This window comes from Bacillus sp. FSL W8-1127, from assembly GCF_038006725.1.
Taxonomy (GTDB): Bacteria; Bacillota; Bacilli; order Bacillales; family DSM-4216; genus Bacillus_O; species Bacillus_O smithii.
The window spans coordinates 2,308,922-2,331,573 of sequence record NZ_JBBOVU010000001.1 but is presented as its reverse complement, the minus strand read 5'-3'; the positions used below and the strand labels follow the sequence as shown (position 1 = coordinate 2,331,573).

At 41.2% G+C, this 22,652-nt stretch carries 25 protein-coding genes and 1 tRNA gene; 19 read left to right on the top strand and 7 right to left on the bottom strand.

Annotated features, from left to right (window positions below; all coding sequences use genetic code 11):
• Positions 1 to 100: 100 nt before the first annotated feature.
• Both NST12_RS11000 and NST12_RS10995 read left to right on the top strand, forming a co-directional pair.
• The gene (locus tag NST12_RS11000; RefSeq protein WP_048623695.1) at positions 101 to 1,411 is read left to right on the top strand and encodes a DEAD/DEAH box helicase; all 1,311 of its coding nucleotides are present in this window, start codon (positions 101 to 103) and stop codon (positions 1,409 to 1,411) included.
• Between the two features lie 83 nt (positions 1,412 to 1,494).
• Positions 1,495 to 2,388 carry a deoxyribonuclease IV gene (locus tag NST12_RS10995; RefSeq protein ID WP_003355374.1) on the top strand — a complete coding sequence of 298 codons (894 nt, stop codon included), beginning with the start codon at positions 1,495 to 1,497 and terminating at the stop codon, positions 2,386 to 2,388.
• 112 nt (positions 2,389 to 2,500) lie between these two features.
• Here NST12_RS10995 and NST12_RS10990 read toward each other — a convergent pair whose 3' ends face one another.
• Entirely contained in the window at positions 2,501 to 2,761 is a 261-nt protein-coding gene (locus tag NST12_RS10990) for a DUF2624 domain-containing protein (protein WP_003355373.1), read from the bottom strand.
• 311 nt (positions 2,762 to 3,072) lie between these two features.
• On the opposite strand from NST12_RS10990, the gene NST12_RS10985 reads away from it, so the two are divergent.
• Positions 3,073 to 3,495, top strand: a complete 423-nt coding sequence (locus NST12_RS10985) for a Fur family transcriptional regulator (protein ID WP_003355372.1) — start codon at positions 3,073 to 3,075, stop codon at positions 3,493 to 3,495.
• A gap of 54 nt (positions 3,496 to 3,549) precedes the next feature.
• Here the strand turns inward: NST12_RS10985 and NST12_RS10980 are convergent, their stop codons facing one another.
• Positions 3,550 to 4,113 (bottom strand): 5' nucleotidase, NT5C type, encoded by a 564-nt coding sequence (locus NST12_RS10980; RefSeq protein WP_327803987.1) that lies wholly within the window; start codon positions 4,111 to 4,113, stop codon positions 3,550 to 3,552.
• Positions 4,114 to 4,364: 251 nt separating this feature from the next.
• Between NST12_RS10980 and NST12_RS10975 the strand changes: the two genes are divergently transcribed.
• A complete protein-coding gene (locus tag NST12_RS10975) occupies positions 4,365 to 4,751 on the top strand; it encodes a DUF4190 domain-containing protein (protein ID WP_328202162.1) in 387 nt (128 codons plus the stop codon).
• A gap of 42 nt (positions 4,752 to 4,793) precedes the next feature.
• Here the strand turns inward: NST12_RS10975 and ispG are convergent, their stop codons facing one another.
• Both ispG and NST12_RS10965 read right to left on the bottom strand, forming a co-directional pair.
• Positions 4,794 to 5,888 carry a flavodoxin-dependent (E)-4-hydroxy-3-methylbut-2-enyl-diphosphate synthase gene (gene ispG / locus NST12_RS10970; RefSeq protein ID WP_390895381.1) on the bottom strand — a complete coding sequence of 365 codons (1,095 nt, stop codon included), beginning with the start codon at positions 5,886 to 5,888 and terminating at the stop codon, positions 4,794 to 4,796.
• Between the two features lie 105 nt (positions 5,889 to 5,993).
• Positions 5,994 to 6,317 carry a hypothetical protein gene (locus NST12_RS10965; protein WP_327796970.1) on the bottom strand — a complete coding sequence of 108 codons (324 nt, stop codon included), beginning with the start codon at positions 6,315 to 6,317 and terminating at the stop codon, positions 5,994 to 5,996.
• 283 nt (positions 6,318 to 6,600) lie between these two features.
• Here NST12_RS10965 and NST12_RS10960 point away from each other — a divergent pair, with 283 nt between their 5' ends.
• The 5 genes from NST12_RS10960 (at position 6,601) to NST12_RS10940 (ending at position 11,977) form a co-directional block, all read left to right on the top strand.
• Positions 6,601 to 7,083: a DUF456 domain-containing protein gene (locus NST12_RS10960; RefSeq protein ID WP_003355366.1), complete on the top strand. Its 483-nt coding sequence runs from the start codon at positions 6,601 to 6,603 to the stop codon at positions 7,081 to 7,083.
• A 52-nt stretch (positions 7,084 to 7,135) separates the two neighbouring features.
• Positions 7,136 to 7,209 (top strand) — tRNA-Ile (locus tag NST12_RS10955).
• Between the two features lie 347 nt (positions 7,210 to 7,556).
• Complete coding sequence (gene sodA / locus NST12_RS10950) at positions 7,557 to 8,165, top strand: superoxide dismutase SodA (RefSeq protein WP_341101219.1); 609 nt, start codon at positions 7,557 to 7,559, stop codon at positions 8,163 to 8,165.
• 95 nt (positions 8,166 to 8,260) lie between these two features.
• Positions 8,261 to 9,475 (top strand): MFS transporter, encoded by a 1,215-nt coding sequence (locus NST12_RS10945; protein ID WP_341101217.1) that lies wholly within the window; start codon positions 8,261 to 8,263, stop codon positions 9,473 to 9,475.
• A gap of 351 nt (positions 9,476 to 9,826) precedes the next feature.
• On the top strand, positions 9,827 to 11,977 hold the full coding sequence (locus NST12_RS10940) for a peptidoglycan D,D-transpeptidase FtsI family protein (protein WP_341102210.1): 2,151 nt from the start codon (positions 9,827 to 9,829) through the stop codon (positions 11,975 to 11,977).
• Between the two features lie 801 nt (positions 11,978 to 12,778).
• On the opposite strand, the gene NST12_RS10935 is transcribed toward NST12_RS10940, so the two are convergent.
• Positions 12,779 to 13,267 (bottom strand): endolytic transglycosylase MltG, encoded by a 489-nt coding sequence (locus tag NST12_RS10935; protein WP_048623690.1) that lies wholly within the window; start codon positions 13,265 to 13,267, stop codon positions 12,779 to 12,781.
• A gap of 91 nt (positions 13,268 to 13,358) precedes the next feature.
• Positions 13,359 to 13,733 carry a helix-turn-helix domain-containing protein gene (locus NST12_RS10930; RefSeq protein ID WP_003355360.1) on the bottom strand — a complete coding sequence of 125 codons (375 nt, stop codon included), beginning with the start codon at positions 13,731 to 13,733 and terminating at the stop codon, positions 13,359 to 13,361.
• 436 nt (positions 13,734 to 14,169) lie between these two features.
• Between NST12_RS10930 and NST12_RS10925 the strand changes: the two genes are divergently transcribed.
• From NST12_RS10925 to NST12_RS10890, 8 genes are all read left to right on the top strand, one after another.
• A complete protein-coding gene (locus tag NST12_RS10925) occupies positions 14,170 to 14,628 on the top strand; it encodes a DUF4912 domain-containing protein (RefSeq protein WP_327796972.1) in 459 nt (152 codons plus the stop codon).
• 349 nt (positions 14,629 to 14,977) lie between these two features.
• The gene (locus tag NST12_RS10920) at positions 14,978 to 16,096 is read left to right on the top strand and encodes a glycosyltransferase family 4 protein (protein ID WP_341101215.1); all 1,119 of its coding nucleotides are present in this window, start codon (positions 14,978 to 14,980) and stop codon (positions 16,094 to 16,096) included.
• A 57-nt stretch (positions 16,097 to 16,153) separates the two neighbouring features.
• On the top strand, positions 16,154 to 16,750 hold the full coding sequence (locus NST12_RS10915; protein ID WP_341101213.1) for a hypothetical protein: 597 nt from the start codon (positions 16,154 to 16,156) through the stop codon (positions 16,748 to 16,750).
• 49 nt (positions 16,751 to 16,799) lie between these two features.
• Positions 16,800 to 16,949 carry a 50S ribosomal protein L33 gene (gene rpmG, locus NST12_RS10910; protein WP_003355353.1) on the top strand — a complete coding sequence of 50 codons (150 nt, stop codon included), beginning with the start codon at positions 16,800 to 16,802 and terminating at the stop codon, positions 16,947 to 16,949.
• A 121-nt stretch (positions 16,950 to 17,070) separates the two neighbouring features.
• Complete coding sequence (locus NST12_RS10905) at positions 17,071 to 17,640, top strand: 5-formyltetrahydrofolate cyclo-ligase (protein WP_081473110.1); 570 nt, start codon at positions 17,071 to 17,073, stop codon at positions 17,638 to 17,640.
• Positions 17,627 to 18,406, top strand: a complete 780-nt coding sequence (locus tag NST12_RS10900) for a DUF92 domain-containing protein (RefSeq protein WP_003355351.1) — start codon at positions 17,627 to 17,629, stop codon at positions 18,404 to 18,406. Before NST12_RS10905 ends, NST12_RS10900 begins: the two co-directional genes overlap by 14 nt.
• Before the next feature lie 219 nt (positions 18,407 to 18,625).
• The gene (locus tag NST12_RS10895; RefSeq protein ID WP_003355350.1) at positions 18,626 to 18,820 is read left to right on the top strand and encodes a hypothetical protein; all 195 of its coding nucleotides are present in this window, start codon (positions 18,626 to 18,628) and stop codon (positions 18,818 to 18,820) included.
• A gap of 109 nt (positions 18,821 to 18,929) precedes the next feature.
• Positions 18,930 to 20,123: a rhomboid family intramembrane serine protease gene (locus NST12_RS10890; protein WP_341101211.1), complete on the top strand. Its 1,194-nt coding sequence runs from the start codon at positions 18,930 to 18,932 to the stop codon at positions 20,121 to 20,123.
• 59 nt (positions 20,124 to 20,182) lie between these two features.
• Here the strand turns inward: NST12_RS10890 and NST12_RS10885 are convergent, their stop codons facing one another.
• Positions 20,183 to 21,055: a hypothetical protein gene (locus NST12_RS10885; protein ID WP_341101209.1), complete on the bottom strand. Its 873-nt coding sequence runs from the start codon at positions 21,053 to 21,055 to the stop codon at positions 20,183 to 20,185.
• Positions 21,056 to 21,344: 289 nt separating this feature from the next.
• Between NST12_RS10885 and NST12_RS10880 the strand changes: the two genes are divergently transcribed.
• Positions 21,345 to 21,560, top strand: a complete 216-nt coding sequence (locus NST12_RS10880; RefSeq protein ID WP_048623687.1) for a YqgQ family protein — start codon at positions 21,345 to 21,347, stop codon at positions 21,558 to 21,560.
• Entirely contained in the window at positions 21,557 to 22,543 is a 987-nt protein-coding gene (locus tag NST12_RS10875; protein WP_341101206.1) for an ROK family glucokinase, read from the top strand. Before NST12_RS10880 ends, NST12_RS10875 begins: the two co-directional genes overlap by 4 nt.
• The last annotated feature ends 109 nt before the right edge of the window (positions 22,544 to 22,652 follow it).

Below are 22,652 nucleotides of genomic sequence, written 5' to 3'. Positions count from 1 at the left end.
ATGAGGAGTTTATAATCCGAAAAATAGAAAGAAAAGATGATTTATTGGATTGATTATTATATAATGTGGCAATGGAAATGACCTTCAAGGAGTGGCTTAAATGATCAACCATCAATTTAAGAAATTTGGATTTCAGCCTTTTCTTAATAAAGCAATTGAAGAATTAGGATTTTATCAACCTACAGAAATACAGGAAAAAATGATCCCTTTGATCTTGAAAGGGGAGAGTGCGGTCGGCCAGTCGCAAACGGGGACGGGGAAAACGCACTCTTATTTGCTGCCGATTTTAGAAAAAATAGATCCGGAAAAACAAGAGGTGCAAGCTGTCATAACGGCTCCGACGAGAGAATTGGCCAGTCAAATTCACCAAGAAATAGTATCGATTACGAAGTTTTCTGAGAAGACGATCACCGCCCGTTGCCTAATAGGCGGAACGGATAAACAAAAAGATATGGAAAAGTTAAAAAAACAGCCGCATCTTGTGGTTGGTACACCTGGAAGGATTCGTGATTTGATTACAGAGCAGGCTTTATCCGTTTATAAAGCTCAAATTCTTGTGGTGGATGAAGCGGATTTAATGTTGGACATGGGGTTTATAGTGGAAGTGGACCAAATTGCCAGCCGAATGGACAAAGATTTGCAAATGCTTGTTTTTTCTGCAACCATTCCGGAAAAATTAAAGCCTTTTATAAAAAAATATATGGAAAACCCGGAATACGTTCAAGTACAGCCTAAAAAAGCGTCGGCAGAGACAATCGAACATATTCTAGTCCCTCTGAAAAGTCGGGAAAAAATCGACTTGCTTTATCAGCTGCTGATTGCCTTTAACCCCTATCTGGCTTTGGTTTTTACCAATACGAAACAAATGGCAGATGAAGTGGCAGATGCGTTAGCAGCAAAAGGATTAAAAACGGGAAGAATTCATGGCGATTTAACTCCCCGCGAAAGAAAGAAAATGATGAAACAAATCCGCGACCTTGAGTTTCAATATATAGTGGCCACAGATTTGGCTGCTAGGGGTATTGATATTGAGGGAGTCAGCCATGTAATAAATTACGAATTGCCGCAAGATCTCGATTTTTATATTCACCGTTCAGGACGGACCGGTCGGGCGGGTTTTTCAGGAATATGTGCTTCGATTTATACACCGAGCGATGAAGATATTTTAAATCGTTTGGAGAAAAGAGGAATTCGCTTCTTGCATCGTGATATTCAAAAGGACGCCATTATAGAAATTCCGGATCGGAACAGAAGGAAAAACCGGGAGAAGATGGCGGATGAAACAGAATTAAAAGCGAAAGCCCTCGTACGCAAGCCTAAAAAAGTGAAGCCGGGTTATAAGAAAAAAATCAGACAGGAAATAGAAAAATTAAAGCGAAGAGAAAAACGATTGAAAGCGAAAAAGAAATAAACCTTTTGTTCGATGACACGAAAGCAGCAACACCATTGGTGAACCGCTGCATTTAAAGGATAAGGAAAAGGGAGCTGAAACGGATGTTGAAAATAGGGTCTCATGTTTCAATGAGCGGGAAAAAAATGCTTTTAGCGGCGAGCGAGGAAGCTGTTTCCTATGGGGCGAACACGTTTATGATTTATACCGGTGCACCGCAAAATACGAGACGCAAGAAAATAGAAGATTTAAATATAGAAGCGGGCCGCAAGCATATGGAGGAACATGGAATTACGGAAATTATCGTCCATGCACCTTATATTATTAATATCGGTAATGCCAAAAACCCGGATACGTTTCAATTAGGTGTTGACTTTTTGCGCAGCGAAATTGAAAGAACAGAAGCGATCGGAGCTAAACAAATTGTTCTCCATCCCGGCGCCCATGTCGGAGAAGGACCGGAAGTCGGCATTAAAAAAATTATTGAAGGTCTAAACGAAGTATTGACTCGTGAGCAAAATGTACAAATTGCGTTGGAGACGATGGCTGGAAAAGGTTCGGAATGCGGAAGGACATTTGAAGAATTGGCGATGATCATCGATGGTGTGGTTCATAATGACAAGCTTTCCGTATGCTTTGATACGTGTCATACACACGATGCAGGATATCCGATTGTCGAAGATTTCGATGGAGTGCTTGAGGAATTTGACCGAATCATCGGCATTGATCGTTTAAAGGTGCTGCATGTGAACGACAGCAAAAATGAAAGAGGGTCCCGTAAAGACCGCCATGAAAATATTGGCTTTGGTCATATAGGCTTCAAAGCTCTTCATTATATAATTTATCATCCACAATTAGAAGATGTGCCAAAAATTTTGGAAACGCCGTATGTAGGGGAAGATAAGAAAAACAAAAAACCACCGTATAAATTTGAAATCGAAATGATCCGTAGCCAAAAGTTCGATGAGAATCTTCTGCAAAAAATTGCAGAAAGCTGATTAGAGAACAGAGAACTCCAAAGCCCTTTTCGATAAGCCGCAAGCGGGGAATATAAAGGCAAGGAAAAGGGCCAGGAGTTTTTCGCCTTTATCTTTGCTGTTTTCATCACCGTCATTCTGAGTTCATAAACAATATAAACAGCTCATTGATTTCTTTTGCTTTTTTCGGTCCGATGATTTTAGCGATTTCCTTGATTAGCTGAGTCCGCTGCTTATCATCAAACAAGTCGATTTTTTTTCCGCGCAAATGCGCCGCAATCGCATCTGCTTGTTCTTTCGTGATCGAAATTTTGAACTGTTTTCCCCATTTATAAAGTTCTGTTCCCGTCATGGTGCTGATTTTATGATTGATCATCGTTTGAATAAATTTCAACGCCCATCACTCCCTGATTCACTATATGCGTCAACTTGAAAATTGTGTCTATAAAAAGGGAATGGAACGGAGAATTTTCATTTTCGTTTACTTATTGGCGTTTTTCATGTATACTTCACTTATCTATAAATCGGAATCATTCTGAAAAATGAGAATGAAAATCGCCCTGAAAGCGATGATTAAAATCAAATAAAATTCGTTAAGCATATAGGTTTGAAAATATTCATAGTTTTTTCTGGCATTAGAACGGTTATTTATTTTGTCCATGAGCTCGGCAGCATACGGAAAATGACACAGTGGGGGTGCAATGTATGGAAGTAGCAGAAGCCATTTCGATTTTGAAAGAAAAAGGATTTAAACATACGGATAAAAGGGAGGATTTGCTTGCATTATTTGCCAAGCACGATAAGTATTTATCGGCCAAAGAAGTGCTGGAGATGATGAAAGGACGTTATCCGGGCGTCAGCTTTGACACGATTTACCGGAACTTGGCTTTATTTGTCAAAATCGGAATATTAGAAGATACGGAACTAAACGGAGAAAAATTGTTTCGGTTTTCTTGTTCTGCCATGGAGCATCATCACCATTTTATTTGTCTATCTTGCGGAAAAACAAAGGAAATTCATATTTGCCCGATGAATTCGATTCAAGAAAATTTGGACGGATATGAAATCGCAGATCATAAATTTGAAGTGTATGGAACATGTCCAGAATGCAGAAACGGCGAAAAATAAGGATTTTTTCCTTATTCTTCGCCGTTTTTTTGATGGGTTTGTACGTACTCACTGTTAAAATAATCGTTTTACAATATCATTTGCTTCTTTCCATGAGTCGACCCGCATCACTCCTTTAGGGACTGGCTCCTGGTTGTAAGGGGTATTGAACAAAATAACTGGAATATCCAATTCTTTATGGATTGAAACAGCATTGTCATGCTTATCCTCAAAAAATATATCCACTTCATGTTTTTTGGCGGCTTCAATTTTGTGGTGAGTTCCGATCAATTCAATGTGATCATAGAGGATGTCGTTCTCTTCAAACCATTTTTTTGTAATATCGAACGCATGATCGCCTCTTGCGCTGATAAAGAACAGCTGAAAACGTTTTTTCCATTCTGTTAATACTTCTTTTGCTCCTTCTGCAATCGGGGAAAGTTTATATATGAGCGGTTCTTTTTCCGTGTACCATTTGTTAAAAATGTCTTCCGGGATATTTAATGCTTCTGTTAAATCATATTTTGTAATATCTTTTAAAGTGATGTTTAATTGGAAGTCTTGGTTGATAAAAGGAATTAAACTGTCAGGGGATGTTACTGTACCATCGATATCTATGCCAAACCGTTTTTGTTTCATTTCTCTCTGCTCCTTTGATTCATCCTGCTTTTTTCTGTTGTCGCTTTTACGGTAATCCGTTGCAAATAAAAGTGTATCATACTTTATTTTTATAAGATACAAAAGGTTTTTCAAACCGAAAGGGCAGGAAAGGTGATATTGATTAAAATGTCTTTCCTTCAAGTTTTTTACCAAAAGCACCAACCATTCACGGAAGTAATGAGATGCCTGTTCGGTAATATTATAAATGTTCCTGTAACAAGGAACCTCAAATGAGCATCCATATTCCGTATGAAAAGCGGGGGATTGCATTGGACGAAGAAAAACAAGGTACAGAAGAAAACGAATATAAAAATACGGATCATAAAGAGGAAACGGCTGCAGAAATTGCCGCACCTGTAATAGATGATCGAGAGGATCATACAGTTCATGAACGTGAACGGGATGACGATGAGGAAAACTCCGGAAATTATATCGGCATCGCCGCGCTGGTGCTTTCCATTATTTCTCTGTTTACCATGCCTATTTTATTTGGGGTTGCCGGCATCATCGTCGGTTTCATGGCCAGAAGAAGAGGGGCGGAGTCGCTTGGAATATGGGCGATCGGCATTGGAGCTGTTGCAGTCGTGATGGGACTTTTTGTCCTTCCGTTCTTTTAGCATTTTACAGAAAAAAAGAGGCTGGCTTAAGCCGACCTCTTTTTATGCATTTTGTTCTTGCTTTTGTTTTTGATAATATTCTTCTGCAATGGCATCGATTTCTTTTTTCAACTCTTCAACCATCGTTTCTTCAGGTACTTTTCGCACGATTTTTCCTTTTCGGAACAGCAGTCCTTCACCGCGTGCTCCCGCGATGCCTATATCTGCTTCTCTTGCTTCACCAGGACCATTGACGGCGCATCCAAGAACGGCCACTTTAATCGGGGCTTTAATTTTTTGAATATATTCCTCGATTTCGTTTGCAATGCTGATTAAATCAATTTCAATTCGGCCGCATGTCGGGCAGGAAATTAATGTCGCCGCATTGGAAGAAAGACCAAATACTTTTAATAATTCCCGGGCAACCTTTACTTCTTCAACAGGATCGGCGCTTAAAGAAACACGCAAGGTGTTTCCGATGCCTTTGCTAAGAATGGCTCCTAATCCAGCTGCGCTTTTGACGGTGCCGGCAAAAAGTGTTCCGGATTCCGTAATTCCTAGGTGAAGCGGATAATCAAACGTTCTTGCAGCCTTTTCATATGCTTCGATCGCTAAATTGACATCAGAAGCTTTTAAAGACACGATGATATCGTGAAAGTCGAGGTCTTCTAAAATGCGAATATGGTGCAGTGCACTTTCCACCATTCCATCAGCGGTCGGATATCCGTACTTTTCAAGAATTTTTTTCTCAAGACTTCCTGCGTTGACGCCGATTCGGATCGGGATCCCTCTTTCTTTGGCTGCTTTGACAACCGCTTCTACTTTTTCCCGTTTCCCGATATTGCCGGGATTAATCCGAATCTTGTCTGCTCCGCCTTCAATGGCTTTTAAAGCTAATCTATAGTCAAAATGAATATCCGCTACTAATGGGATATGGATTCTTTTCTTTATCTCGGGGATCGCATTTGCTGCTCGTTCATCCGGACATGCAACACGAACAATTTGGCAGCCGGCTTCTTCCAATTGATGAATTTGCCGTACTGTCGCTTCTACATCATGCGTTTTCGTGGTGGTCATGCTTTGAATAATCAATTCATTGCTACCGCCAATCGTTAAATTTCCCACTTTTACCGGCCGCGTTTTTGAACGATGTATAATTTCACCCAAGTGGATTCTCTCCTTTTGATATCATTAAATTAATAAGCTCTTTTCATTAAATAATTGTACCAGTCTTTGTTGAAATAGCAATAAATAAACTTAAGTTCACTCATATACGGGGAATTTATACGTTCTTCCAACCATAATGTCCTCCGGTTTCAGACCGTTGTTTAATGTTTCGAAGTCATGGATGACTTCGTCAATCGATACCGGCAAAGTTCCCTGTTGAATTCGTTCAGCGACCGACAGAACCGTATCTCCCGAGTGGATTTTGATTTCCTTATAAGGAATGGATGAATGGGCGGCAGGTGCTGATAATGAAAATGGGCTGGTTTTTGGTTGGTTTGACGGAAGAGTTCCAATTTTTAGATCATATCCTATGGCTATAATGACGACAACAAGAGCGAGTAACATTCCTAATCTTTTCATATTTGTCCCTCCGTAGTATACCTTATGACCGCTTTGTTCTTTTTATGAAGGGATAGAAAGAATGTTTTTCTGAAACCACGAATATTTTCTTTATGTTTTCTCTTTAAAATGTGCGTGTTTTTTTTTGTTGATCGGTGAAAAGGTTTTGAAGTATCGTCGTTTTCCGCTACAATAAATAAAGCATAATGATCTTTCTCTCATGTATGTTTTATTGGGGGCATAAAACTTTCTGTAAAGACATGAAATGAGAATGGTCGAAAGCAAAAAAAGGGAGGAGACTTTTTTGTCGATTCTTTTTTGGATCCTTATATGGATTTGCATCATCATTGCCTTTATCGGACTCATTTATCCGGTCATACCAGGAGTGCTATTTTTGATGGGCGCTTTCTTGCTGTATGGACTGTTTTTTTCATTTGAACCGTTTAGCTGGGTATTTTGGACGGTTCAAGGGATTTTGGTCGTTTTGCTGTTTCTTTCAGATTATATGGTCAATTACTTCGGGGTCCAAAAGGTTGGCGGTTCCAAAGCAGGAATTTGGGGAAGCACAATTGGGCTTATTCTCGGGCCTTTTGTCATTCCGGTTTTCGGTATCGTGATCGGACCGTTTCTTGGCGCGTTGATTGGAGAATGGGTATTTCATCGGACTTCTTTTTCTCAAGCGGTGAGAATTGCTCTTGGTTCTGTTGTGGCCTTTTTTGCGTCCGTATTGACAAAAGGTATCATTCAGATCGCCATGATCGTGTATTTCTTCTGGCAGATTCATTGATGTCATTGACAGATCGATCATCAGGGTGTTATATTGTGGGGTGAAATGAGGAGGACCCTTAGCTCAGCTGGTTAGAGCAGACGGCTCATAACCGTCCGGTCGCAGGTTCGAGTCCTGCAGGGTCCATAGACTTTGTTTAGCCGCAAGATCGTTGCGGTTTTTTTTGTCAAAAAAAATCGCAGTTTTAATTCAGGCGAGTATTGGGAATCCTATCATTGGTCCTTTCGCGAAGAAAGAATTTCAACAAAACAATCCAGCTTAGATGAAAAGGAAAAAGGACAAATAGGGGGCGGGTACATTCCATTTTGGCAAGTGCTTGCCATATTTTTTATGGGTAATGGCCAACACAAATTTTATGCAAATAAAAGCAAAAAAATTGAAAGTCCACACTATCTTTGGTAATGTAATAATTGGAAACGGTTGAATCACATGATTCAAAATTTAAAAATGGATTACATAGGGAGGAATTAATCATGGCTTTTGAACTTCCAAAATTGCCTTATGCTTATGACGCTTTAGAACCACACATTGACGCGAAAACAATGGAAATTCATCATACGAAACACCATAACACTTATGTGACAAAATTAAACGATGCATTGAAAGGAAATGATGAACTTCTCAGCAAATCTGTTGAAGAAGTGATTTCTAACCTAGATGCCGTTCCAGAAAATGTACGTACGGCTGTTCGCAATAACGGCGGTGGACATGCTAACCATTCTCTTTTCTGGACGATTCTTTCTCCAAGCGGCGGCGGTGCTCCTTCAGGCGAATTGGCAGATGCTATCAACCAAAAATTTGGAAGCTTTGAGAAATTTAAAGAAGAATTTTCTGCTGCAGCAGCAAACCGTTTTGGTTCCGGCTGGGCTTGGCTCGTAGTGAACAACGGTGAATTAGAAGTAACGAGCACACCAAACCAAGATTCTCCATTAATGGAAGGTAAAACTCCTATTTTAGGATTAGACGTTTGGGAACATGCTTATTATTTGAATTATCAAAACCGTCGTCCAGACTATATCCAAGCATTCTGGAATGTAGTCAACTGGGATGAAGTAGCAAAACGCTACAGCGCTGCAAAATAATGACAAAGGCGAATCCTTTCAAAGGGATTCGCCTTTTCTTGTATAAGAGCCCCCTTTGTTTCAAAAGATAGGAGAGAGACAAAGGGGAGTTTTTTATGAACAAACAATACAAAAAATGGTTTGGAGATGTAGAATTAACAAAAGAATTGCTGATTTTATTAACGATCGGCGGATGCTATTCTTTAAGCGTGGCGCTTTCCAACACATTTGTAAACATTTATTTATGGAAACAGTCCGGAAAGTTTATGGATTTGGCGATTTATAATTTAATGGTGGTCATCTTTCAGCCATTAACGTTTATTCTCGCCGGGAAATGGGCCAAAAAAGTCGATCGAATCATGGTTTTGCGTATGGGAGTCAGTTTCTTGGCCCTTTTTTATTTATCTGTCCTTTTTTTTGGCGAACGGGCCCATGAATTTTTAGCTATTCTCGGCGCTTTGCTGGGAGTGGGATATGGTTTTTATTGGCTGGCGTACAATGTCTTAACGTTTGAGATTACGGAACCAGAAACCCGTGATTTTTTTAACGGATTTCTCGGAACGTTAAGTTCAGCCGGAGGGATGGTCGGTCCCGTTTTAGCCGGATCCATTATTTCACGGTTTGAGTCGTTTGTCGGGTATTCCATTATCTTTGCCGTGTCGCTCGGCTTATTTACGATCGCTGTTCTTTTAAGTCTTATGCTGAAAAGAAGGCCGGCTCATGGTCAATATTTTTTGAAAAGGATATGGAAGGAGAGGAAAACGAATCAGAATTGGAACCGAATTACGATTGCTCATTTTTTCCAAGGTTTGCGGGAAGGCGTGTTCGTATTTGTTATTTCCGTTTTCGTCTTTATTTCGACGGGAAGTGAATTTTCGTTAGGTACCTATGGGTTGGTGAACTCAGGAATTTCTTTTATTGGCTATTCTTTAGCTTCGCGTCTGATCAAACAGGAATTTCGGAAGCCAGTGATACTGGCTGCAGGTGTGGTCCTATACTTGTCCCTTTTTTTGATTGTGTTTCATCCCACGTTCCCGAAACTTTTGATTTATGCAAGCATGATTGCCATCGCGTATCCCTTTCTACTTGTTCCGTATATTTCGATTACTTATGATGTGATCGGCCGTTCTTGGAAAGCAAGTGAAATGCGGGTCGAGTATATTGTGGTGAGAGAATTGTTTAACAATGCCGGCCGTATTTTTTCGATTTTATGCTTTATATTCGCCATTCATTTTTTTCCTGAACAAAAAAGCATTCCGATCTTGTTGTTAATCGTTGGAGCTGGTCATACGCTGATTTATTTTTGTATTCGAAACATTCGCATCGAATAGTCAGTGCTCGTACTTAAGGACGGATCCTTCCATTTCATCATGGAAAATACAATAAATAATTCCGTGAAAAGGAGGGATCTGTTCCAATTACGATATCTTAATCTATAATTCACCATACATAACATTAATAGATGTAGATTTACGCACCAAAATGGGCGTTTTCCGTTTTAATATTCGATTTTTCCATGTTTTAAAAGAAATCATCTATCATTTTACATGCTCTTTTTTATAGAAAAATGGCTTGGTTTTGTTTAAAATGATAAAGAGAAAAGAGTTATTGTAAAGAGAGGATTGTTCCCATTGAAAAAAGCAAAGAGAGCAAAAAGAACGCATGTACCTTTTCGGGTGAACATGTTGTTTTTTATTGTCTTTGTGTTGTTTTCTATTTTAATTTTTAGGTTAGGGGTTGTACAAATCGTTCAAGGGGAGGACTACGAAAGGAAGATTGAACGCACGGAGAATGTGACGGCCAATACAAGCGTTCCTCGCGGCATCATCTATGATCGAAATGGTCAACCGGTGGTGGAAAACCGCTCCAAATACGCCATTACGTATACAAGATCGAAAAATGCCGGTCCTAAAGAAATGCTGAAAACGGCCAAAAAATTGGCTGCTTTGATTCACATGGATACGGATAAAGTCACCGAAAGAGATAAAAAAGATTATTGGATCATGACTCATCCGAAAGAGGCGAAACAGAAGATTACGAAAGAAGAATGGAAAAAATATAAAGACAATCAATTGTCTGACGATCAATTATATCAATTGCAGCTGAAGAGAGTCACCAAAAAGGATTTAGCTTCCTTGACAAAACATGACTTAGAGGTATTGGCGATTTATAGTAAATTTAATTCTGGATATGCGATGACGCCGCAGATTGTGAAAAACAACGGAGTGACACCGAAGGAATATGCTTTGGTTAACGAGAATCTCGATTCTCTTCCTGGTGTGGATACAACCGTTGACTGGGACCGTTCCTACGCTTACGGGGAAACGTTAAAGTCGGTGCTAGGGAAAATTTCGTCTTCTAATGAGGGGCTTCCTCAAGATATGCTTGATTATTATTTATCAAAAGATTACAGCCGTAATGACCGTGTTGGCAAAAGCTACATAGAATATCAGTATGAAGACGTTTTGCGCGGACAAAAAACAAAAATTAAAAATATAACAGACAAAGACGGCAACATCCTTGATTCCCAAGTTGTCAGCAAAGGGAAGCGGGGAGATGATCTTGTTCTGACAATCGATATGGATTTGCAAAAAGCGGTGGATGAGATCATTTCCCAAGAACTGTCAAGAGAAATTCCGGGAAGACGGTATTTGGACCGAGCTTTTGTCACTATGATGGATCCGCATACCGGTGAAATTTTGGCCATGGCCGGAAAAAAATACGAAATCGACAAAAAAACCGGTAAACCTGAACTTGTGGATTTTTCCCTTGGCAATATGACGACTTCCTATGCTATGGGGTCAGCTGTCAAAGGGGCCACATTATTAACAGGGTATATGACTGGTGCGATTCATCCGGGACAATACCTCGTGGATGAACCTTTAAAATTTAGAGGAACCCCCCCTAAGAGCTCATGGTTTAACCGCACCGGCGCCATGTCCATTAATGATTTATATGCTCTTAAGCGGTCTTCAAACGTTTATATGTTTAAAACGGCCATTGCCATCGGAAAAGGAACCTATCGTCCGAATCAAAGCCTTCAAATTGATATGAATGCCTTTAATGTCATGAGAAGCCATTACGCTCAATTTGGCTTAGGTGTGCCTACGGGTATCGATTTGCCGAATGAACAAGTCGGCTATAAAGGAAAGATCGATCCAGGTCGTCCTGGTTTGCTTTTGGACCTTGCGATCGGGCAATTTGATACGTATACGCCTCTGCAAATGGCACAATATGTTTCAACCATTGCCAACGGCGGCTATCGAATGGAGCCGCACATCGTAAAAGAAATTCGCGAACCAGTATCAGATTCCAAAAAGATTGGTCCGGTCATCAAAACGGTTGAACCAAAGGTGCTGAACAGAATCGATGCTAAAACCTCTTGGATTCAACATGTACAAGAGGGCTTTAGAGAAGTCATGCAGGATCCGCAGGGAACGGCTTACAGCGCTTTTCATGATGCGCCTTACAAACCGGCCGGGAAAACAGGGACGGCAGAAGGGGTATATGATGGACCAAAAAGCGAAGAATTTTTGAAAAGAGGTCAACAGCTGCCGATGGTTTGGAATTTGACGCTTGTTGGTTATGCTCCTTATGACAATCCGGAAGTTGCGTTTGCCGTCGTTGTGCCGTGGGTCTATGAAGGAAACGGAAGCTCGCAAATCAACTATCGTATTGGTCGTCGAATTTTGGACAAATATTTCGAACTAAAGAAAGAACGTGCGCAAAAACAAACATCCGACGTCGTCGTGGACGAAATGCCAAAACAGGACAACCAATCCAACGATAAGTCGAAGAGCAAAAGCTCCGATTCAGATAATAGCCAAGGATAATCGAAAAAGGGCCGAAACGAACAGTTGAGATGTTCGTCTCGGCCTTTTTATGTGCGCCCGGCATGTACATGAACTATAGGGTGTAAGTCCCGAACCCCGAAGACAGAAGTAGAGGTTAGCCAAGAGCAAGGGTGTCCGTGGTGACGCGGAATCTGAAGGAAGCTGGAGGCAAAACACCGGTCCGAGGAACACGAACCTCATATAAGGCTAGGTATGATTGAGTGAGTTTGCATAACAAAACAAAGCTCTTTCTGTCGAAGGTCATATCGAGTAAATGAGGCGGATAGATGGTGTGAAAGTGCATGTACTTACCCGGGGAGGTCTGGCGGATATGTGAAGTACTCTTCATAACCTACTTAGTGATAAGTAGCTGAACCGTCAGAAGTCAGCAGAGGTCATAGTATTAGTTGGTCTAGAACAACTAAGAAGGACCGAACAATTAAGAGAGAATAGCCCTTGGTATTCAGTGAGTCATGATGAACACAGAAAACGTAGTACCTCACTTGAGGGAGGAAGCGGTGAATCCCGTGGGAGACCTCTTGGAGGGTGGAGTGACCACTGGCATAAAGAGAACAGCTATTCACGGAAGTTATAAAGACTTGCGTCAATTATCTTAATTGAACCGCCGTATACGGAACCGTACGTACGGTGGTGTGAGAGGACGGGAGTTAATCGCTCCCTCCTACTCGATTATCAAAACCATAATGGGATTGCGTGAGAGAAGCTCTTTTCTTAGCTTCTCTTATGTACAATATGGTCTATCATATCGAAATCGGAAAAACACTTGATGGCTAAAATCGATTATTTTGACTTTGTAATGGTGTTGGCAATATCCTCCATCGTCATTTGCGAGTTTAATGAATACGTACCGATTTGCAGTTTTTTGGAAAAGCCGTTTTGGTTCATGTACTCACTAAATTGACTGGCGCTATTGATGATTTTTTCTTGTTCCAAACGTTGGGCGATTTGATCTGGCGTCGTTCCAGGCGATATCGTTAACCGGAACGAACGATTGGCATTGTTCGTTTCTTTAGATGACTCATTCTTCGTCTTGCGAGATGTATCCGCCTGCAGTTTTTCGCGCTTCGAGCTATATGATTTTCGATTTATCGGCTGATTACTTGACTCTTTCGGGGAAGAAACCGTGTACCCCTGTTTTTTCAATGCGTGTATCATCTCTTGAGTGCTCATACTGGCTTCAGGTCGATAAAAAAACTGTACAAATAAAAATAAGGCCAATGCTGCTGAAAGCAATCCAAAAGCGAATGCACGTACTGTTTCTCTGCTCATTTCCATTCCTCGCTTTTTATTGTCTTGCGGGTTTTCGATTTTTTATTTTCAGAATCCGTTTCCAATCATCCGGATTCTTTGCATCCCGTCATCAAAAAATCATGTCCTTCTTATATTCATTGCTTTGATAGGGTTTTAAAATTTGTTTGACTTGGCTGAGAGAAAGGGAAGATTGTTTGGCGATTTGATCCATGCTCTTTCCTTGGAAATATAAGGATATCACTTGATTGCGAATGATTTCGTTCACTTTTTGACGGGAATTTTTCTCTTCGGAATAGGGATCTCCCATTAAAAGTTCCTCTTCTAAAACTTTCAGCTTCTTTTTCACCTGGTAATTTTCTTGAAGGAATTGAAGCGATATTTCTTCTAGCTGCTGTTCCATCGTTTTGAAACGACTTTTCATGAAGAAAGATAGAATGAATAAAAGGAGCGATGCGGCTAATAATCCCAAGATAAATCCATACATACTTTTCACCCCAAATCGATATAGATACTGTTAGTTATAGCATATTCCGCAAAATTCTTCCATACATCATTGTAGAATAAGAGTATCTAATAAACGAAGGGAAATTTAAAAAAGGTGCCTGAAAACACATTGGTGGACTCTTAATCTGTGTATAAAGGGAAAGAGTCGATAGGGAATGGTAGATGAGAGCAAAGGGGCCTGTGCAAAGAATCGTCATGATCCATAAGTGGTGGGTCTATGCAGAGAAAAGAGTTTTCTTAATTTATTTTGAAAAAATCAGTCGATCAGAATGGATAACAAGCGGTGCGGCAAATTTTGACAAAATGCGTTTATTGTGGAAAAGCGGCAGGGGTGATACCATGAAGATAACGAAAAATATACTGAATGCGAGAAATGGCAACGGAGGACCAAAAAGAAGCAAGAGAGGGCAGATGAAATGGTGCAAACAACTTGGAAGCCATTTGTGAATGAATTATCGGCGGCTCTTCTTCCGTTTCAAAAAGCGCTATGCTCATGGATCATAGATGAGCGATTTGTTGCGGCCGTGATGGAATTTTATCAAAAACCAGCTAACGAACATATTTGGGATTTGCGGCTGTATGACATAACGGGTATTTGTTTCGATGGCAATAATGCTTTTAGTGCCCAAACATTTAAAATAGCGAAAGATCATCATTATTGGATCATAAAAGGATTGCAATCAGGACATTCTTACATTTTTGAATTGGGGTTTTGGACCATTACCCATGAATTTTTTCCTCTTCTTCGTTCTAATGAAATTCATTGTCCTAGTGCCGAAACAGGGGCTGAAAAACTTTCAGATGGGGTGATCAGCGAGGATAGACAACGACCTAAATGGCGCGGACATATAAGCACCTATTCTTATTATGAATAATGGAGGTGCTTTTGCTTTATTGACAAAATAAGGGAAGCTTTTATTGCAATACAAAAAAGGGCTCTGCGAATAACCTCCTTAATCTTCCCGATTCATCGGAAAAATGGTCCTCGAAATAAACAGAGCAGAAGAATCGACATCCGGAAAACAAAAGCTTTCACGAAAGTATATGAAGGAGATACGAATTTATGATGAGAAGGGAAAAACGGGAAGGAAATGAATTTCTAATCTTTGTCCTTTGTCATTTTTGGAAAAATGTTTCGCCCATTTTCTTGCCGGGAGTTTTGCAGCTGTGACCAACTCTTGCCGACTTGCTGTTTTGATGTTTTCATGGGAGTTTCCTCCGCATTTGGCAGGAGGGCTTGCGAGACATGTGGAGGGGTTGTCATCGGCGCTTTCAGACGAAGGTGTTGAGATTCATCTCATCACTGCTGAAAGCGAGGGAATGCCCGTATATGAACGAAAAAACGGCATCCATATTTACCGATCAGGTCCCCTTCATCCAAATGAACCCCAATTTCTGAAGTGGGTCGCCGATTTAAATAGTTGTATGATTCGCAAGGCAGGAGACATTCTCGCCCATCATGAAATACATCTCATCCATGCCCATGATTGGCTGGTAGCAGGCGCAGCGCTTTCGTGCAAACGAATTTTTGGTCTTCCTCTTATCACAACGGTTCATTCCACTGAATATGGTCGAAGCGGAAACAGGATGTCCGATATACAGCGAATCATTCATGAAAAGGAATGCGAATTGATGCTGCAGAGCGACCGCTTGATTGTCTGCAGCGCACCAATGAAAAAAGAAGTCCAACAAATCTTGACTCACCACCCGCCGTTATCCGTTATTGCCAACGGCATCGATACAGAAAAAGATAAAGAATGGTCATCTTCGTGTTTGAGTGGACGCTTTCAATGGCTGAAAGACAAGACGTATTTCTTTTCAATTGGAAGAATGGTATGGGAAAAAGGATTTCAGACTATCATCGAAGCGGCGCCGATGATGGACTCGGCTGATCTTTGTTTCATCATTGCCGGAAAGGGACCGTTGTTGGAACGGTTTCGCCAACAGGTAAAAGAACGCGGTTTGGAAGATAACGTTTATTTTGTCGGATATGTAACGGAAGAAGAGCGCATTGCGTTATTAAACCATTGTACGCTTACGATTTTTCCCAGCCTTTATGAACCGTTTGGCATCGCTGCCTTGGAAGCAATGGCCGCCAAGAAATTGGTCGTGTCCGCCAACACCGGAGGACTCGAGACGTTTATCAAGCACCAGCATTCCGGGATTCTTTTCGAAGCAGGAAATCCCGAAAGTTTAACGAAAGAAATCGTCTCTGTATTGAATCATCCAAGTATGATGAATAAACTGGCGCGGCAAGGCTATCATACGGCAAAACACTTATACAGCTGGGAAGAAGCCGCGAAGAAAACGAAAAAGCTATATGAGTCCATATGGACCGTTTAATAGAATCGAAGACGAGGGAACCGTTTTATAAAACAATAAAGAATAGGGTGTGAAGAGATGAAAAAAAAGCAGCGACTCGTAAAAAATGACATGGGTAGCACTCATTTTCATTGCTATTGTTTGGTGAATAGTCGGAAATTTTCGAACATAGATAACGGCATTTTCTTTGAAATCGAAGAAAATAACGGTTATGACGGAAAAAAGCTTGATTTTCGCATAGAAAGCAAATCTCCGAAAAATAATGAGATTCAAATCATCTTTGTATTGGCAACGTCGCCAATGGCTGAAAAATCCCAAACAATCGGCTATCTTTCGCCCATAGACGGAACGGTTTGGAGTTTTGAACAGAAAAAGAGATGTATGTTATCGGCCGAAGCAACGAATGGAACGGTGCTGAAAAGCGTTTACCCGGTCAATGAACGAAAAACATTTATGAAGTGGTTTGAAGAGCTTCCATACGGAACCGTTCATTATCATCCATTTGTTTTCGGGCGGCATGCTGTCATCTTGTCCTTTCGCTTTCACCTTTGTGAAGGAGAATCGGGCAGAGGAACCATCTTGCTGTTTGAACAGGAATATGAGGAAAATCAATATTCCAAGAAGGATCTGCGGGAAAAACAGACTAGCATTTCGAAAAAAAAGATGATATTATAGAAAAGTCATATGGAAAACGAGACTTGCTTTGAGGTTTGGAGGGAAAAAAATGCGCGTAAACATCACTTTAGCATGTACGGAATGCGGTGATCGTAATTATATTTCTACGAAAAATAAGCGTAACAATGCTGATCGTCTTGAGCTTAAAAAATATTGCCCAAGAGAAAAACGCGTTACTTTGCACCGCGAAACAAAGTAAACAGCAGGCTGTTCCCTGCTGTTTTTTTGTGCATGTCGACTGCGGCTGTTTCCGTTTTTTTAATATAATTAATAGAGACAGGTATTAGAAGAACGAAGGCGGTTAAAAGGAGGAGGATGTTTTGGACAAGAAGGAATGGAGAAAGAAAATGAAAAATACGTTGTCATCTCTTTCTAAACAAGAATATGAGCAATATTCTTATCGTATTTCTAAGTCATTGTTTTCAACAAAAGAGTGGCAGGAGGCTGCTGTCGTCGGTGTAACGGTTTCCATCGCTCCGGAAGTGGATACATGGCAGGTGATCCGTGAAGCATGGAATCAAAAAAAGACAGTGGCCGTTCCTAAATGTCTTCCCGATGAAAAAAGGCTCCAGTTTCATACATTAACTTCTTTTCTGGAGTTGGAAACTGTTTATTACGGGTTATTTGAACCGAATCCGGAACGAACGGAAAAAATGGATCCGGCAGATATCGATCTTCTCCTTGTACCGGGCCTTGCTTTTATGAATAATGGCTATCGATTAGGCTTCGGCGGCGGCTACTATGATCGATTTTTAAAACTATATAAAAAGCAAACGGCGTCGCTGGCCTTCTCTAGTCAAATCGTTTCGCAGCTGCCTGTGGAATCTCATGACATTCCTGTTCAAAAAATCATCACGGAAGAAAGGATCATTGAATGTGACAGCATTTGATTGTTTCGTGATGACTGTGATTGTTCTCGTTAGTTTGGCGGGCGTTTATGGAAATGCCTTATCTGTTTCAGGTGGTATCGCGGCCATTATTACGGGTTTGACGATTTATTGGGCTGCCGATTGGAAAGGGCTCGTCGTGCTGGGTGCTTTCTTTTTCTCTTCAAGCCTCTTGTCTAAGTGGAAATCGAAAGTGAAAGAGCCATCGGAAGAACGTTTGGCGAAAGGATCCAGGCGAGATTGGCAGCAAGTATTGGCTAACGGGGGACCGGCTGTCCTTTTTCTAATCATTTACCATTTCGAAAGAGACATACAATGGCTTTGGGCCTTTATCGCTGCCATTGCTGCGGCCAATGCTGATACATGGGCTTCAGAAATCGGGATTGTCGGTAAAAAGAAACCGATTTCCGTAAAAACATGGAAACAAGTCGAAAAAGGTGTGTCCGGTGCGGTGTCTTTAGTGGGAACAGCGGGGGCTGTCGGTGGCGCGGCGTGGATTGCTGTCATTGCATACTTACTATATTTGCCCTCCCTTTTAAGCGTGATCGGTTTCGCCGCAGCAGGCTTTTTCGGAAATGTAATCGATACGTTTTTGGGTGCTTATTTCCAGAGCGAATATGAATGTCCGAATTGCGGGGTTCATACTGAAAAACGTTTTCATTGCGGGAAGAACACCATCCTTAAGAAAGGGCATCCTGTGTTTAACAATGAAACCGTCAACTTTCTTTCAAGCTTATTGGGCGGCTTGTTGGCATGGATGATGATCTAAATGATTCCTTTTTGTCTTTGCCGCTAAGAGATATTATCCCTTGAAATCTTGAATGAGCGCGTGCTGAAGAAAAGTTGTTGCCGGCTTTTGAAATTTGCTCCATTCATAATCTCACGAAATGGCGCTGGCCAATCTGTTTTTCTTTATATGAGGAAATCATTCCTTCAATCGGAATAATTGCGACCAATGTATCGCAAATTAATCCTAGGAGGGATGAATATGAGAACAAACTGGACAAAATGGATCGGCTTCGGAGTACTGGCCGTTGTTATATACCGCTATCGTTATCGGCTGGTCAATCTTGCGCTGGGAAGCATGATTCTTAGAAGGGTTGCCGTCCAACTATTCATGCGCATTCCAGGCGTCCAAAACAGAATCATGCGTGTACTGACTCCTGTTACGAGCTATAAATGAATGGAAAATGGATCCTTCAAAATTCTTTACAATTGGATTGTGACTTCGCTATAGTAGAGTCATAATAGATGCGCTCTTTTTGCGCAGTGGCTCAAAGGAATGTGATTTCATGAGTTTTCGCGAAGACTATATTTTTTGGCGCCTTGCTTATTTTTTGTTGATGGAACAAGATTATCAGCTCATGGCAATATCCGATGACCGCCGGGAGATGTGGTTGGAAAATACGGCAATAAAACGAGCTCCAGTTGTCCGGTTGCTTCGCCGTGAACTTGACTGGAGCAATTGGCTGCAAAGGGACATTCAGCTGACGGCAGCAAACGGGGAGAAGATCCGCAAGCGTTTCATGAGAAGAAGGCTCAATGTTGTCAGTATGTATGTATCCAAATACCCACCGGTCGATGATTATGAACATTTGCTGAAAGCACCTTATACTCCGCTCGAGACTTCTCAAACAAACGTCACCCCAATATTGTTCGCTCAAGGTCATGAAGAAGAAGCATTTGATCAGTTGAATACGCTGTTTCAAAATGGAGCTCGACACTGGCATTTTCGTGATGCTTATGAGGAAAGCGAAGTTCAATCCCTTGAACAGCTTGTTTTGACTGGAGCTGTTCAAAAAGAAGAAAAGGATCGAAATTTACTTGAGTATGGCAACCCTTTTTTCACCTACCTTTTTATCGCTGTTCAAGTCGCCGTGTTTCTCTTGCTGGAGATAAACGGCGGGAGTACGAATACGGATACGTTGATTCGATTTGGCGCTAAGTTCAACCCGCTTATTCTTGATGGGGAGTGGTGGCGCTTTTTTACCCCGATTTTTCTTCATATCGGCGTTCTGCATTTGCTGATGAATACGATGGCATTGTATTATCTTGGAACAATGGTCGAGAAAATATTCGGAAGATGGCGGTTTTTATGGATTTATTTGTTTTCCGGTTTTCTCGGTTCGGTTGCCAGTTTTGTCTTTACTCCCAATCTGTCCGCAGGGGCGAGCGGTGCTATATTTGGTTGTTTCGGCGCTCTTTTATTTTTCGGATTTGTAAATCGTAGTTTGTTTTTTCGGACAATAGGGATGAACGTGATTGTGGTCATAATCATCAATTTAATTTTCGGGTTTACTGTGCCCGGAATAGATAATTCGGGACATATCGGCGGATTAATCGGCGGATTTTTAGCTGCCGGTGTTTCCTATGTTCCGAGTCAACGCAACTGGAGCCTTCAGGCGACGTTTTTCCTCCTTTCTTTCCTGCTGACCGTTTTTCTTTTATGGGCAGGATATCATGGCGGATTTTTTCGGATAGCTTAAATTTGGTTTATCATGCCGGTTAAACCCATATCAGCGATAGGCAAAGGAACTATAAAAGATTAAGGGATGATTTGTTTTAATGCGACGATCTCTCCGTCTTTCGTTTCAAAAACGACGTAAAGGACATTTCCTGTTTTAGGGAGAAGAATAAGCGGAATGGTGCTACCGATAGGATCCTCGATAGTGCCATTTTCTTTTTTTATTCCAAGAAAATAATTTTTGTAAAGCCCTTCCCATAAACGGCCGATAATCGTCTTCGATTGAGGCAAAGACAAGTTAGGAAGTTTCATATGACTGTAGGCGGCTAAGTCCGTTAACGGAATTTGGATAAAAGCATTCGGCTGTAGCTGGTATTTTTGATAGGCTCTGGAGGCGATCTTCTCCAATTGTTTATTGGTATGTTCGGTTAAAGTTTTGGACCATTTGATTTCGATTGGGTTTCCAGGCGTCCGAAAAGAAAGTAACGGGGTTTCGGCGGAATCAATGACAAACAATTGATCCGAAGACATTTCTTGGGCGCTTTTGATCTCACTCTGGTTCTGATGCAGTTCAGCATAGTGAAAAGAAATAGCTTGTAGGAAAGCGGATCCGTTTCCGATGTAATCATCGCGGACCGTGATTTTTTGCGTTTGTTCTTTCCATTTGTTTAAAGTTCCTCGCAAGCGTCCGTTAACAAATAATAGGCTGATATCTTGACGCAAATAGGCCTTTTGGGAAAGAAAGGACTGAATTTCCCAGGAAACTTTGTAAGCTTGATTGACATGTCCTGTTTTGAATTGAAGCTTCGTATAGGCAGAAGGAAAATCTGCAGTGGGATGGAGAGGAAAATACATAATGCTTTCTTCTGTTTGATTCATGTTGCGAATGATGAAAAAAATAATGAAAGAACATAGGATGGCGGCCAATCCCAGATATGTCCCTTTTTTTATCACTTCGGATACCTTCTTTCCTGTTTGTCCATTACAATGTATGATCATTCTTCTTTTTTATGTCTCTCTTTTCATTTTTACGAGTCTCGCACATAAACAACGGTTGTTCCAATCATTATTTAGGTCGTGGAGGGTATGATTGGTACATGGCAGATGGAAATTTGGGAAAAACTGATACTAATGTTTTCCTTCGGTTACTGTCGTCCCTGTACGGTTTTTCTTGTTCTTTTTGGAATCGTCCCCTATACTATTCTTGGAATAAAGTTGTCGCAAGGAAAGCTGGTGGGGAATTTTGAAAACGATTTATGATGTTCAACAGCTTTTAAAACAATTTGGCACCATTATATATATCGGGGACAGACTGGCGGATTTGGAATTGATGGAAATGGAGTTAAAGGAACTGTATAAATCGCAGCTAGTGGATACAAAAGACTTTCAATCCGCCATTTTGCTGCTTCGTCATGAAATTCAAAAAGAAAAAGAGAAAAGAGAGGGTTTAGGCGGATGATGGCGAAAGAAAAATGGATTGCAGCCGTTGACTTAGGAGGAACATCGGTTAAACTGGCTTTTTTGAATATGGATGGGGAGATTTTAGATCATTGGTCAATCCCAACGGATCGATCGTCTAAAGGTCGAAACATTGTTCCGGATATCGCGAAATCGATTTTTGAAACACTTCATGCTAAACAGGAAACGAAAGACAGGCTCTTAGGGATTGGACTCGGCGCACCTGGTCCGATTGATTATTCTACCGGACGAATTTATAAAACCGTTAACCTGGGTTGGGAAGACGATTATCCGCTAAAACAAGCATTGGAAAAAGAAACGGGTTTGCCTGTTGTGGTTGAAAATGATGCCAACTGTGCTGCTCTGGGGGAAATGTGGAAAGGAGCAGGCAACGGGGCTGCAAATCTTGTTTGTGTCACTCTAGGCACAGGGGTTGGCGGTGGCGTCATTGCCAATGGAGATATTGTTCGGGGAGCAAAAGGTGCCGCCGGAGAAATTGGCCATATCGTCGTGGAAATCGAAGACGGATTTTCATGCAATTGCGGAAAAAAAGGATGCTTGGAAACCGTGGCTTCAGCGACAGGCATCGTTCGATTAGCCAAAGTGGAGCTGGAGCGAGCGGATAGCGGTTCCGTTTTAAAAGAAAAATTTAATGCCAATCAAGATATAAGTGCAAAAGATGTATTTGAAGCGGCTGATGGCGGCGATGATTTGGCAAAACGTATCGTGGATCGAGTTGCCTTCTATTTGGGCTTTGCACTTGCCAATTTAGGAAACAGTTTAAATCCGGACTATATTGTGGTAGGCGGTGGTGTATCCAATGCCGGAAGCACTCTTTTGGACCCTGTCCGAAAATATTTTAAACAGTATGCATTCCCGCCTGTCGGTGAATCCACAAAGATTGAACGTGCATCACTTGGGAATAGCGCCGGTGTAATCGGGGCAGGCTGGCTTGTGAAGAAAGAATTCAGCCGTGAACAATAGGCACTGTGAAACGGTCTTTCCGGTCAGCGGATGGAAAAATCATTTTGAAGAAAACTTGAATATCTTGCTCTGTCTGTTGAGGGATTTTCCGCTGTTGGTAGAGTTGTAT

What these genes read in the sequence shown, in the direction of transcription:
- NST12_RS10930 (WP_003355360.1), bottom strand. Translation starts at nt 13,733, where the DNA reads ATGTATGGATTTATCTTGGGATTATTAGCCGCATCGCTCCTTTTATTC.
- NST12_RS10935 (WP_048623690.1), bottom strand. Translation starts at nt 13,267, where the DNA reads ATGAGCAGAGAAACAGTACGTGCATTCGCTTTTGGATTGCTTTCAGCA.
- NST12_RS10945 (WP_341101217.1), top strand. Translation starts at nt 8,261, where the DNA reads ATGAACAAACAATACAAAAAATGGTTTGGAGATGTAGAATTAACAAAA.
- rpmG (WP_003355353.1), top strand. Translation starts at nt 16,800, where the DNA reads ATGCGCGTAAACATCACTTTAGCATGTACGGAATGCGGTGATCGTAAT.
- NST12_RS10980 (WP_327803987.1), bottom strand. Translation starts at nt 4,113, where the DNA reads ATGAAACAAAAACGGTTTGGCATAGATATCGATGGTACAGTAACATCC.
- NST12_RS10965 (WP_327796970.1), bottom strand. Translation starts at nt 6,317, where the DNA reads ATGAAAAGATTAGGAATGTTACTCGCTCTTGTTGTCGTCATTATAGCC.
- NST12_RS10975 (WP_328202162.1), top strand. Translation starts at nt 4,365, where the DNA reads ATGAGCATCCATATTCCGTATGAAAAGCGGGGGATTGCATTGGACGAA.
- NST12_RS10985 (WP_003355372.1), top strand. Translation starts at nt 3,073, where the DNA reads ATGGAAGTAGCAGAAGCCATTTCGATTTTGAAAGAAAAAGGATTTAAA.
- NST12_RS10875 (WP_341101206.1), top strand. Translation starts at nt 21,557, where the DNA reads ATGATGGCGAAAGAAAAATGGATTGCAGCCGTTGACTTAGGAGGAACA.
- NST12_RS10925 (WP_327796972.1), top strand. Translation starts at nt 14,170, where the DNA reads ATGGTGCAAACAACTTGGAAGCCATTTGTGAATGAATTATCGGCGGCT.
- NST12_RS10890 (WP_341101211.1), top strand. Translation starts at nt 18,930, where the DNA reads ATGAGTTTTCGCGAAGACTATATTTTTTGGCGCCTTGCTTATTTTTTG.
- NST12_RS11000 (WP_048623695.1), top strand. Translation starts at nt 101, where the DNA reads ATGATCAACCATCAATTTAAGAAATTTGGATTTCAGCCTTTTCTTAAT.
- NST12_RS10940 (WP_341102210.1), top strand. Translation starts at nt 9,827, where the DNA reads ATGTTGTTTTTTATTGTCTTTGTGTTGTTTTCTATTTTAATTTTTAGG.
- NST12_RS10995 (WP_003355374.1), top strand. Translation starts at nt 1,495, where the DNA reads ATGTTGAAAATAGGGTCTCATGTTTCAATGAGCGGGAAAAAAATGCTT.
- sodA (WP_341101219.1), top strand. Translation starts at nt 7,557, where the DNA reads ATGGCTTTTGAACTTCCAAAATTGCCTTATGCTTATGACGCTTTAGAA.
- NST12_RS10915 (WP_341101213.1), top strand. Translation starts at nt 16,154, where the DNA reads ATGAAAAAAAAGCAGCGACTCGTAAAAAATGACATGGGTAGCACTCAT.
- NST12_RS10895 (WP_003355350.1), top strand. Translation starts at nt 18,626, where the DNA reads ATGAGAACAAACTGGACAAAATGGATCGGCTTCGGAGTACTGGCCGTT.